This is a genomic window from Xenorhabdus sp. KJ12.1 (assembly GCF_963876495.1).
Lineage (GTDB): Bacteria > Pseudomonadota > Gammaproteobacteria > Enterobacterales > Enterobacteriaceae > Xenorhabdus > Xenorhabdus stockiae.
This window is the reverse complement of record NZ_CAWNQH010000024.1, coordinates 36,843-49,435: the sequence shown is the minus strand read 5'-3', so window position 1 is coordinate 49,435 and position 12,593 is coordinate 36,843. Positions and strand designations below refer to the sequence as shown.

Sequence of the window (12,593 nt, the reverse complement as noted above, 5' to 3'; positions counted from 1 at the left end):
GATGCATCTTGAAATCCATTGTGTATATACCAGATTAATTTTTCTTGATGATATTTTGAGCAATAATATCACCCATTTCATCAGTGCTGATTGCCTTTCCGTTACCCGCTAAATCAGCAGTTCTATAACCCTGTTCCAGTGCAGTATTGACTGCTGTTTCAATGGCATCTGCAATATCATCACGTTTAATGCTGTAACGAAGCAAGAGAGCGGTGGATAGGATCTGGGCGATTGGATTGGCTATATTTTTTCCTGCGATATCCGGAGCAGAGCCCCCGGCAGGTTCATATAAACCAAATCCTTTCTCATTCAGGCTGGCAGAAGGCAACATGCCCATTGAACCGGTGATCATGGCACATTCATCAGACAGAATATCACCAAAGATATTGGAGCAAAGCAGTACATCAAACTGAGAAGGTGCTTTGATGAGCTGCATTGTGGCGTTGTCGATATACATGTGATTGATTTCAACGTCAGGATATTCTTTCGCAATTTCACTGACAATTTCACGCCACAGAACAGAACTTTGCAAAACATTGGCTTTATCAATCGAAGTCACTTTATGACGACGTTTGCGGGCCGATTCGAAAGCAATGCGGGCAATTCTTTCTATTTCAAACCGATGATAAACTTCTGTGTCGAAAGCACGTTCATATCTTCCTTCTCCTTCCCGTCCTTTGGGCTGACCAAAATAGATCCCGCCCGTCAGTTCACGAACACATAAAATATCGAAACCTTTTTCCGCAATATCATGACGCAGCGGGCAAAAAGACGCCAGACTGGCATATAAGTGTGCCGGACGTAGGTTACTGAATAGCTTGAAGTGCTTGCGCAGTGGTAATAATGCCCCGCGTTCTGGCTGGTTGGCCGGGGGTAAATGCTCCCATTTAGGGCCACCGACAGAGCCAAACAGAATCGCATCCGCTTTTTCACAACCAGCAACAGTGGCTTCGGGTAAAGGACAACCATGCCGATCAATGGCAATCCCTCCAACATCGTATTCACTGGTTGTGATGCGAATAGAAAAACGACGGCGAATAGCATCCAGTACTTTATAGGCTTGCTTCATGACTTCCGGGCCAATACCGTCACCGGGCAACACCGCAATATGGTAAGCAGGTTCCTGTTGTTTTGTAATAGAATGGGTAGACATTGTTATTCAGTTTCCTTTGTTGTGCTTTTGGAAATATTGTCTTGTATGCGTTGTTTTTCTTTTTTGACCTGTTCTGCCTGCCAGATATTGTTCAGCGCGTGGATCATTGCTTTAGCAGACGATTCAATCACATCTGTCGCTAACCCCACGCCATGAAAACGGCGACCAAAGCACTCTACGATAATATTGACCTGACCAAGTGCGTCCTTCCCATGTCCTTTGCCGGATAATTGATAGGAAAGTAATTTTATCGGATAGCCCGTAATCCGGTTCATAGCATGATAGATAGCATCGACAGTCCCGTTTCCGGTTGCTGCTTCAGATTTAATTTCATCACCGCAAGCCAGACGCACTGTTGCTGTTGATACTATGCTGGTTCCGGACTGAATACTGAAATAATCCAGACGATAGCGCTCATCTTCCTGCTGTTGCTGGTTAATGAACACCAGCGCTTCCAGATCGTAATCAAAGACCTGACCTTTTTTATCAGCCAGTTTCAGGAAGGCTTCATACAGGGCATCCAGATCATAATCTTTCTCCTGATAGCCCATTTCAGTCATACGATGTTTTACGGCAGAGCGGCCAGAGCGGGAAGTCAGATTCAGTTGGGTATCTTTCAGGCCGATGGAATCCGGTGTCATAATTTCGTAGGTTTCACGATTTTTCAGAACACCGTCCTGATGAATGCCGGATGAATGGGCGAAAGCATTGCTGCCTACAACCGCTTTATGGGCCGGGATCGGAGTATTACAAATTTGACTGACTAACTGGCTGGTACGATAAATTTCTTTATGGTTAATATTGGTATGAACCCCCAACATTTGCTGGCGGGTTTTTATCGCCATAATCACTTCTTCCAGTGAACAGTTTCCGGCACGTTCACCCAGTCCGTTAATGGTTCCTTCAACTTGTCTGGCGCCTGCCTGAACGGCAGTAATGGAGTTAGCGACTGACATCCCCAAATCGTCATGGCAATGAACAGAAATAATTGCCTTATCAATATTAGGTACGCGATTAAATAAGGTTTTAATAATACCGCCAAATTGGTAGGGCGTTGTATAACCAACGGTATCAGGAATATTGATGGTCGTTGCGCCTGCTTTTATGGCCTGCTCGACGATGCGGCACAAGTTATCGATATCTGAGCGTCCTGCATCTTCACAGGAGAATTCCACATCATCGGTATACCTGCGCGCCCGTTTGATGGAACGAACCGCCATTTCGACGATATCATCAAACCCTTTTTTTAATTTATGTTCAACATGCAGGTTGGAAGTCGCCAACACCATATGCAGGCGAAAAGCTTCTGCAACACTCAGAGCTTCCGCCGAAACATCGATATCATTATCAACACAACGGGACAGGGCACAGATACGGCTGTTTTTGATCTCGCGAGCGATAGTCTGGACTGATTCAAAATCGCCGGGGGAAGAAACGGGGAAACCCGCTTCGATAATATCAACGCCCAGCCTTTCCAGTGCATAAGCGATTTGCAGTTTTTCTTTGACACTCAGGCTGGCCTGTAACGCCTGTTCACCATCTCGCAATGTGGTATCGAAAATAATAACTTGCTGGCTCATAGTTGTGCTCCTGTCAGTTGTCATGTTTTAATTTTTTTAGGGCGCCGAGCAGGTATAAAAAAACCCGCGTTAGCGCGGGTTTTTATCTCTGGTAAAGATTAACTCTGAATTCAATCTACCAGCATACCGCGCACATTAAAGGCGTTTAGTAGTAGGCTTAGTAGACGAATATTGTGAATCATGTAAGTCAACCTTTGAAAATCTGTTAATTGAGTATTACCGTTTCGATATAATTATTGATACGTCATCTGAAAAACATTGTCAAGCAGTACAAATTTAGGCCGGGAATGAATAATGTGCATTAATAGGATTTTTTTTGACCTTTTCGTAGCCGGAGTGACTATTTTTTACATTTTTAACGATGTTTTTATCTATTTTTCATATCTATATATGAAGTAAAATCCGGCCCTAATGGATAATAAATATAATGCTTATAATGTTATAAAGATGTTTATTAACGGGACAGGGATAGAATGAATACTCACTATGGTGTTCTTGGCTTACTAATCAATAACTATATTAAATATAAATATATTAACGAAAAATATTTATTCATCATATGAATAAATTTTCTTCTGTGCGCTGGAAAATAACCAGCCATAGTTAACATAACAATTTAATCCTGCTGGAAAATTTATATAAACAAATTCATAAGGATTATTCTAATTCAGAGTTATGGGTTAATAATTTATTTTTGATTATTTTTAATAATATATAATTGTTTTTATACAAGGAAGAATCTCAATTAAATTGTCATTGATTGAGATAAATGATCTTATTATTTGAAGTAGCTCTTTAAAATGTTGAAACTTACATGGTAAGGCAGTCTATATTCATTTATTAATAATAAGATCGCCGCAATAAATATAGTGGAGTGAAATTAAATAATGGCTGGATGCAACCTGGTAAACACAGGAAAAAAAGAACCATGTGAAGTTCAATTGCGTAGTGTAGATCTCAATTTGCTGACGGTTTTTGATGCTGTTATGCAAATGCAGAATATTACACGTGCAGCTCAGGCATTAGGTATGTCACAACCGGCGGTCAGTAACGCAGTAGCTCGCTTAAAAACGATGTTTGATGATGAATTATTTGTGCGGCATGGGCGTGGTATTCAGCCAACGGCGAGGGCAAAACAACTTTTCGGGCCACTTAGGCAGGCACTTCAGATTGTACATAATGAGTTACCCGGAGCAGGGTTTGATCCCGATAATAGTGTAAGAACATTTAATCTTTCTATCTGTAGTCCACTTGATATCCGTTTAGCTGCTCAAATTGTTGGTGAAATAAAAAGGCATTCTCCCAATATCGATGTCGTGATTAAAACACAAATAAACGACAATATTGAGAAGAAATTAAAATATCAAGAAATCGAATTTGTTATCAGTTATACCCAATTTGAACACCCTGATTTTCAGCATTTCCCATTATTTGATGACGAGCTGGTTCTGGCTGTTTCTCAAAGTCATCCCAGAATTGGTGAATGTATCAGTCAGCAGCAATTGCAGGATGAGCGTCATGCAATTGTAGCATTAGATAATTCAGATTCCTTCAGCAAACCTTACTATGAAAACAGTGAATTAATAGATTCTGTCTCTTATCAGGGAACTGATTTAAATAGTGTTCTTAACATCGTATCTCAGACTTATCTGGTTGCCATCGCGCCTAAATGGATGGTTGAGCACTATTCCGGGCAGTTAAATATCCGTACTGTATCATTGCCTAATAACAGTGTTTCCCGCCCGTGTTATTTGATATGGCATGCTTCAATGAACAGAGATAAAGGACATCAGTGGATGAAATCATTACTGAGTTGTCTTGGCGACCGGTAATAAAACGCGGTATTCACCTGTCGTTATCTTTTATCCAATCTATTTCGAATCGCATTACAGTAGCAGGCCTCCCTCTTTTTAGGGAGGCCTGTCTTATTAAAAATACGCTTCCCCCTTTCATCAGGAATGGGTAGACTGCGCGGAAATAGCTAACACATGTAAGCTGAAAATTAGGCAGTTTTCTTGCTGAATGTGATGAACCAAAGATTTAGAACAGGAATATATTGTGGTAACAAATTCTCTCCACTCCTATCACTTGATCACGCGATTACAACAGCAAGTCAGCAAATACCCTGAAAAAATTGCATTTCGCCAATGGTCAGCATCAGAACAGCTTGAAATGAGCTGGCAGGATGTTGATAGTAAAACGAAATCCATTGCAAGATCCCTGCTGTCACTTGAGGTGGGAATTCAGGAGAAAATCGGTATTTTTGCCGATAACTCAATGGCATGGTCATTATCGGATCTGGCCATTTTGCAGTTACGGGCCGTCACAGTACCGCTTTATGCGACAAGTAGCCGTGATCAGGCTGCATTTATTCTCAATGATGCAGGAGTACGGATATTATTTGTGGGAGGGCAGGAGCAGTACGATATAGCGTTGACATTGTTAGCCCTTTGCCCGCAGCTTAATCATCTGGTTGTTCTGGATGAATCTGTCGATTTGAAAGAATGTCCACAAGCATTGTATTTATCGGCATTTATTGCTGATGACAGGCCACAGTATCAGGCTGAACTTGATAGCCGCATTGCCGGATTGGATTTGCATGATCTTTTTACGCTGATTTATACCTCCGGTACAACAGGAGAGCCAAAAGGTGTCATGCTGGATTACCAGAATATAGCTGCCCAGCTTTATCTGCATGATCAGCGGTTGACGCTGACTGAACAGGATGTATCTCTCAGTTTTCTGCCGTTATCCCATATTTTTGAGCGTGCATGGAGTTATTACGTCATGCATACAGGCGCCTTAAATGTCTATCTGACCGACACCAATTTTGTTCGGGAGGCGATGGTTGATGTGCGTCCGACCGTGATGTGCTCTGTTCCTCGTCTGTATGAAAAAATACATAGTGCAATTCTTGAGAAAGTGTCCCGCGCTCCATTCTGGCGCAGAATGATTTTCCAGTGGGCGATCAAACGGGGTGAACGCCGTTGGTCACGTCAATTAAACGGTAAAAAGGGCTGTCCGTTTTCTTTATGCGGCGAAAAACTGGCTGATCGTTTGGTACTGAACAAACTTCGCCAGCTATTAGGTGGGCGGATCCGTTTTCTGCCGGTAGCCGGAGCACGCCTTGAAGACTCCATTATGCGCTTCTTCCTGTCAGTTGGGCTCAATATCAAATACGGTTATGGGATGACGGAAACCTGCGCCACGGTTTCCTGCTGGGAAGAGAAAAATTATCTGTTGGGTTCAATAGGTACGCCATTGCCCGGAGTGGATGTTCGTATCAGCACAGCGGGTGAAATTCAGGTACGTGGCCCAATCGTAATGAAAGGGTATTACAATCGACCGGAAGACACGGTTCATGCTTTTACTGAAGATGGCTGGCTGCGAACAGGGGATGCCGGAGGGCTGGATGAAACCGGGAATTTGTTCATTACAGAACGCCTGAAAGATTTAATGAAAACGTCAACGGGAAAATATATTGCTCCGCAATTAATTGAAGGAGCACTGGGGCAGGATCGTTTTATTGAGCATATTGCTGTGATTGCCGATACCCGCCAGTTTGTTTCAGCGTTGATTGTTCCCAGCTATGAAGCGCTGGAGGATTACGCAAAATCGATAAATCTTCATTACCAGAGTCGTTTGGAATTACTGCGTAATCATCAGATTATCGGATTATTTGAACAACGCCTGAAAGAATTGCAGAAAAATATCGCCAAATTCCATCAGGTAAAACGCTTTACGCTGTTGCCTGAAGCCTTTTCGATGGAAAAAGGCGAACTGACTCCGACACTGAAATTACGGCGTAAGGTGATTTCTCAACGTTATCAGAGTGAAATTGAATCCATGTATCGGGATTGAATCAGCTCTGGATAATAACGCTCCTGCTTTGGTTTAACTGAGAATAACGAAATCATTTCATTAAAAAAATGTTTTCAATATGTGAATTGTTGTTTGATAACCTTGAGATCTGACGTTATGTTAATGGCTTAGTGTATTAATGAAATGCGTGTCATTACGAATGCTAATCTAATAAACACTGCGAATAAATAGAATGGGATAAATAAGGTCACTCTCATGATGACCTTATGAAGTCCTGACATTAACTTGCAAACAGAGCCTGGAGGCAAACTCAATGGAGATGTTGTCAGGAGCCGAAATGGTCGTCAGATCGTTAATCGATCAGGGCGTTGAGCATGTATTCGGTTATCCGGGAGGGGCCGTCCTGGATATTTATGATGCCTTACATACGATTGGCGGAATAGAACATATTCTGGTCCGTCATGAACAGGGCGCTGTTCATATGGCGGATGGTTATACGCGTTCAACGGGGCAAACGGGGGTTGTTCTGGTCACTTCAGGGCCGGGAGCAACCAACGCCATAACCGGAATTGCAACGGCGTATATGGATTCGATTCCAATGGTGGTGTTGTCTGGTCAGGTGGCCAGCTCTTTGATCGGTAACGATGCTTTTCAGGAATGTGATATGGTGGGTATCTCCCGTCCTATCGTCAAACATAGCTTTCTGGTGAAGAAAGCGGAAGATATTCCAAATATAATCAAAAAAGCTTTTTATTTAGCTGCAAGTGGCCGTCCGGGACCTGTTGTTATTGATTTCCCTAAAGATACCGTTAATCCAGCGCTGAAATTTCCCTATATTTATCCAGAAAAAATCAATATGCGCTCCTACAATCCAACGATTCAGGGGCATAAGGGACAGATTAAGCGAGCACTGAAAGCGTTACAGGAAGCGAAAAAGCCGGTGCTTTATGTAGGAGGCGGTGCGATTAATTCGGACTGTTCAGAAGAATTGCTGAAACTAGCGGAATCCCTTCGTCTTCCTGTGACAAGTTCATTGATGGGGCTTGGTGCTTTTCCTGCTACTCATCAGCAGAGTCTGGGTATGCTGGGGATGCATGGCATGTTTGAAGCCAATAAAGCGATGCACAATGCCGACATTATTCTTGCCGTAGGGGTGCGTTTTGATGATCGCACGACCAATAATTTAGCAAAATATTGCCCGCAAGCGACGGTATTACATATTGATATTGATCCAACATCCATTTCTAAAACAGTGACGGCTGATATTCCGATTGTTGGCGATGCGAAACAGGTACTCGGTCAGATGGTGGAACTGTTGGACACAACGGAAAGCCCTCAGGATCCCGATGCAATCAAAGACTGGTGGCTATCTGTTGAACAGTGGCGTAATCGCAAATGCCTTGATTATGATCGCGCCAGCCCGAAAATAAAACCACAGGCAGTTATTGAAGCACTTTATCGTTTGACCAAAGGAGATGCGTATATTGCATCCGATGTTGGTCAGCATCAGATGTTTGCTGCACTGCATTATCCATTTGATAAACCAAGGCGTTGGATTAATTCCGGTGGTCTGGGAACGATGGGCTTTGGTCTGCCTGCGGCTCTGGGCGTTAAGCTGGCAAACCCGGAAGCAACGGTTATATGTGTGACCGGCGATGGCAGTATTCAGATGAATATTCAGGAGCTGTCCACCGCATTACAGTATGGTTTACCGGTTCTGGTGCTTAACTTAAATAACCGTTTTTTGGGCATGGTGAAACAGATACAGGATATCATTTACGCGGGGCGCCATTCTCAGTCCTACATGGAATCACTGCCCGATTTTGTCAGGCTGGCAGAAGCTTACGGACACATTGGTGTCTCCATCCAGAATTATGATGAGCTGGAAAGCAAATTGGCTCAGGCTTTGCGTGAAGTGACAGAAAACCAGCGTCTGGTTTTTGTTGATGTTACCGTTGATGAAACAGAACACGTTTATCCTATGCAGATCCGTGGAGGAGCAATGGATGAGATGTGGTTAAGCAAAACAGAGAGGACCTGATCATGCGCCGGATTTTGTCTGTATTACTTGAAAACGAATCGGGAGCATTGTCTCGCGTAGTGGGTCTGTTTTCCCAACGGGGTTATAATATTGAAAGTCTGACGGTGGCACCAACGGAAGACCCGACTCTGTCACGCATGACCATCCAGACTAAAGGTGATGCGAAGGTATTGGAGCAGATAGAAAAACAGCTGCATAAGTTAGTGGATGTTCTGCGGGTTAATGAGTTAACGGCTGGTGCTCACGTTGAGCGTGAAATCATGCTGGTAAAATTGCAGGCCAGTGGATACGGGCGCGAAGAAATTAAACGCAGCACCGATATTTTTCGTGGGCAGATCGTTGATGTGACTTCGTCACTGTACACTGTTCAGTTGGTGGGCACGAGCGAAAAGCTGGACGCCTTTCTTGATGCGGTACGGGAAGTTGCAGAAATCGTGGAAGTGGCGCGATCAGGCATTGTAGGTGTTGCGCGCGGAGAAAAAATTATGCGATGAAAATTCGCAATCTGCGGGTTAATATACAGATATTTACTGGGCCCTACTGTAACGTGGGGCTTTTTCTATCATATTACTGAGGGGTTAATGTGAAACTGGATGAGATCGCCCGCTTAGCAGGTGTTTCACGTACTACGGCCAGTTATGTTATCAATGGTAAAGCTAAACAGTATCGGGTCAGCGATAAAACAGTAGAAAAAGTAATGGCGGTAGTCAGAGAACATAACTACCACCCTAATGCTGTTGCTGCCGGTCTACGGGCAGGACGTACCCGCTCCATTGGTTTAGTGATACCGGATTTGGAAAATACGAGCTATACCCGTATTGCTAACTACCTTGAACGTCAGGCACGGCAGCGCGGATATCAGTTATTGATAGCCTGCTCTGAAGACCAGCCAGATAACGAAATGCGTTGTGTTGAGCATCTTTTGCAACGGCAAGTTGATGCAATTATTGTTTCCACTGCTCTGCCTCCTGAGCATCCATTCTATCAGCGCTGGGCGAATCGCTCCCTGCCTATTATCGCGCTGGATCGTGCATTGGACAGCGAGCATTTCGTCAGTGTTGTCGGGGACGATCTTGAAGATGCGAAAATGCTGGCACAGGAATTACGCCAGTTTCCTTCAGAATCCGTGCTTTATTTGGGCGCACTGCCTGAATTATCCGTCAGTTTCTTACGTGAACAAGGGTTCCGCGAAGCATGGGAAAATGATCCGCGACAGGTGAATTATCTCTATGCGAACAGCTATGAACGTGAAGCAGCGGCTGATGTTTTTGCTTCATGGCTGGAAAAAAATCCTTTGCCTCAGGTACTTTACACGACTTCATTTGCCTTGCTTCAGGGAGTAATGGATACCATTCTGAAACGCAGCGGACGGTTGCCAGAACAGCTAGTCATTGCAACATTTGGTGATCATGAGTTGCTTGATTTTCTTGAGTGCCCGGTATTATCGGTAGCACAGCGCCATCGTGATGTTGCTGAACAGGCTTTGTCACTGGTATTAGCTAGCCTTGATGAAAAACAGAGGCCGGAACCGGGAATAACCCGTATGCGTCGTCACTTATGCCGTCGGGGACGTTTGAGTCGTAAAGACTGATTGGTGTGCCCTCATTTTAGGTGAGGGTGCAATATGTTGTTCCAAAAATCATTCAAATAGATTCGTTGATTTAATTTTGAGACTATTCCGACTAAAATTTTTCTGAACGAAAATCTATGAGTGAAAAAATGGCAAATAGGCTATTGAAGGTGAAAAGAACAATATCTTTGCTTAAGAAATATATTATAAAGATAAGTTATTTCTTTTTTGTGAGATATTTGGTTATATACTTTATATTCAAATAATTGCAGATTTTTTTGTTCTGCTTTATTTCAGCTTATTATTACTTTTTATACTATTTTGATCTGAGTATATTTTTATTATTGATAGATTACGATTGATTAACAATTGTGCAATAATGAGATATGGATTGCATAAATTAATTTAAGTGATAATTATTTGTCCTAAAAAATTTTTTTCAGGTTAGTCTTGGCGTCATTCATAAATAAATCAGTTTTATCATGGTGTTAGCTGACAATAATATTGCCAAATCTAAAAAATCCTTCTTTTTCTCTCTTAAATCTTTCTGTAAATCTAGCTAAAGCACACTGGCTCTGGCTTGACAAGGTTTTCATACCATCCGTAAACTCTTAATTGTGGTGATTTGTGGGATAATGTGGAGATTTCGGCCATCAAGGGGTAACCTGAGTATGTTTCGTGGAGCAACGCTGGTTAATCTCGATACTAAAGGGCGACTTACTGTACCCGCCCGATATAGGGAAACGCTGAATACGGAATCAAAAGGTCAAATGGTTTGTACTATTGATCTTCACCAGCCGTGTCTGTTGCTTTATACATTACCCGAATGGGAAATCATCGAAGAAAAATTATCTCGCTTATCCAGCATGAACCCAGCCGAACGTCGTGTTCAACGTTTGTTATTAGGACACGCTAGTGAATGCCAAATGGACAGTGCAGGACGTCTTTTGTTAGCCCATACATTGCGTCAGCATGCAGGGCTAACAAAAGAGGTCATGCTGGTTGGGCAATTTAATAAATTTGAATTGTGGGATGAGCAGGTCTGGTATCAGCAAGTACAAAGTGACATCGCTGCTGAACAATCTACACAAGAACCTTTATCAGCAAGGCTACAGGATTTATCACTATAAACATGGCAAATAGTCATTTCAAGCATACCAGTGTATTACTGGATGAAGCTGTCAATGGACTGAATATCCGGGAAGATGGAATTTATATTGATGGAACATTCGGGCGAGGGGGGCACTCTCGCCTGATTTTATCAAAATTAGGGCCGAATGGTCGTTTGATGGCAATTGATCGCGACCCGCAGGCCATTGAAGCATCAAAGGCGATTACTGACCCGCGTTTTTCCATTACACATGGGCCATTTTCAGATTTGGCGACCTATGTAAAAGATGCAGGTCTGGCTGGACAGATTGATGGTGTACTGTTGGATTTAGGCGTGTCTTCACCGCAGCTGGATGATCCTGAACGTGGTTTCTCATTTATGCGTGACGGGCCACTGGATATGCGGATGGATACAACCCGAGGGCAATCAGCCGCAGAGTGGCTGATGAAGGCTGAAGCAGATGATATCGCGTGGGTACTGAAAACGTTTGGTGAAGAACGTTTTGCCAAACGTATTGCAAGAGCCATTGTTGCTCGCAATCAGGAAGAACCGATTACGCGAACCAGAGAATTGGCAGAGTTAATTGCGAAGGCAAGTCCAATTAAGGAGAAACATAAGCATCCTGCGACACGCAGTTTTCAGGCTATCAGAATCTACATTAACAGTGAACTGGAAGAAATAGAACGTGCATTGGACGGTGCATTGCAAGTTTTAGCACCACAAGGGCGATTATCAGTCATCAGTTTCCACTCGTTGGAAGATCGCATCGTGAAACGCTTTATCCAGCAACATAGTCAGGGGCCTAAGGTGCCGGCAGGTCTGCCGCTTACCGAAGTACAATTGAGGGCATTGGGAGGACGTAGTCTGAAATCAATTGGCAGGTTAAAACCCTCAGAGGATGAAGTGGCAACCAATCCGAGAGCAAGAAGTTCGGTATTGCGATTTGCTGAAAAGGCGGGTGATGAGAAGGCAGGTGAATAGTGGCAGGTGAACGTCATGGATTAGTGGGAGTTATTGGCAGGGATTTGTTCCGTAATGCCAAAATCCCACTGATTTTACTGGTGGCTGTTGTGGTTTCAGCCATCAGTGTAGTGACGGTCACCCATCAGACCCGCTTATTGACTGCGGAGAAAGAACGTCAGGCAATTCAGATTGATGCTCAGGATATTGAATGGCGTAACTTGCTCCTTGAAGAAAATGCATTGGGTGACCACAGTCGGATCGAATCTATAGCGACTGAAAAATTTCACATGCAACATGTCGATCCAGCACAAGAAAATATTGTGATCACTCAATAAAGTCCAGTTGACAACTAA

At 43.3% G+C, this 12,593-nt stretch carries 10 protein-coding genes; 8 read left to right on the top strand and 2 right to left on the bottom strand.

What is annotated here, in order from left to right; genetic code table 11:
- Positions 1–34: 34 nt before the first annotated feature.
- Positions 35–1,153, bottom strand: a complete 1,119-nt coding sequence (leuB, locus tag AACS92_RS03215; protein ID WP_099109922.1) for a 3-isopropylmalate dehydrogenase — start codon at positions 1,151–1,153, stop codon at positions 35–37.
- A gap of 2 nt (positions 1,154–1,155) precedes the next feature.
- Positions 1,156–2,733 carry a 2-isopropylmalate synthase gene (leuA, locus tag AACS92_RS03210; RefSeq protein ID WP_099109921.1) on the bottom strand — a complete coding sequence of 526 codons (1,578 nt, stop codon included), beginning with the start codon at positions 2,731–2,733 and terminating at the stop codon, positions 1,156–1,158.
- Positions 2,734–3,620: 887 nt separating this feature from the next.
- On the opposite strand from leuA, the gene leuO reads away from it, so the two are divergent.
- The 8 genes from leuO to ftsL all read left to right on the top strand — a co-directional run bounded on the left by leuO (position 3,621) and on the right by ftsL (position 12,575).
- Complete coding sequence (gene leuO, locus AACS92_RS03205; protein WP_099109920.1) at positions 3,621–4,565, top strand: transcriptional regulator LeuO; 945 nt, start codon at positions 3,621–3,623, stop codon at positions 4,563–4,565.
- A 226-nt stretch (positions 4,566–4,791) separates the two neighbouring features.
- Positions 4,792–6,594 carry an AMP-dependent synthetase/ligase gene (locus AACS92_RS03200; protein WP_099109919.1) on the top strand — a complete coding sequence of 601 codons (1,803 nt, stop codon included), beginning with the start codon at positions 4,792–4,794 and terminating at the stop codon, positions 6,592–6,594.
- 274 nt (positions 6,595–6,868) lie between these two features.
- Complete coding sequence (gene ilvI / locus AACS92_RS03195) at positions 6,869–8,596, top strand: acetolactate synthase 3 large subunit (RefSeq protein WP_099109918.1); 1,728 nt, start codon at positions 6,869–6,871, stop codon at positions 8,594–8,596.
- On the top strand, positions 8,596–9,090 hold the full coding sequence (gene ilvN, locus AACS92_RS03190) for an acetolactate synthase small subunit (RefSeq protein ID WP_086956589.1): 495 nt from the start codon (positions 8,596–8,598) through the stop codon (positions 9,088–9,090). The genes ilvI and ilvN overlap by 1 nt, the downstream gene beginning before the upstream one ends.
- Positions 9,091–9,179: 89 nt before the next feature.
- On the top strand, positions 9,180–10,187 hold the full coding sequence (cra, locus tag AACS92_RS03185; RefSeq protein ID WP_099109917.1) for a catabolite repressor/activator: 1,008 nt from the start codon (positions 9,180–9,182) through the stop codon (positions 10,185–10,187).
- Positions 10,188–10,837: 650 nt separating this feature from the next.
- A complete protein-coding gene (gene mraZ, locus AACS92_RS03180) occupies positions 10,838–11,296 on the top strand; it encodes a division/cell wall cluster transcriptional repressor MraZ (protein ID WP_086955542.1) in 459 nt (152 codons plus the stop codon).
- 2 nt (positions 11,297–11,298) lie between these two features.
- Complete coding sequence (gene rsmH, locus AACS92_RS03175) at positions 11,299–12,258, top strand: 16S rRNA (cytosine(1402)-N(4))-methyltransferase RsmH (RefSeq protein ID WP_099109916.1); 960 nt, start codon at positions 11,299–11,301, stop codon at positions 12,256–12,258.
- Positions 12,255–12,575, top strand: coding sequence for a cell division protein FtsL (gene ftsL, locus AACS92_RS03170; protein WP_099109915.1), 321 nt, complete (start codon positions 12,255–12,257; stop codon positions 12,573–12,575). Before rsmH ends, ftsL begins: the two co-directional genes overlap by 4 nt.
- The last annotated feature ends 18 nt before the right edge of the window (positions 12,576–12,593 follow it).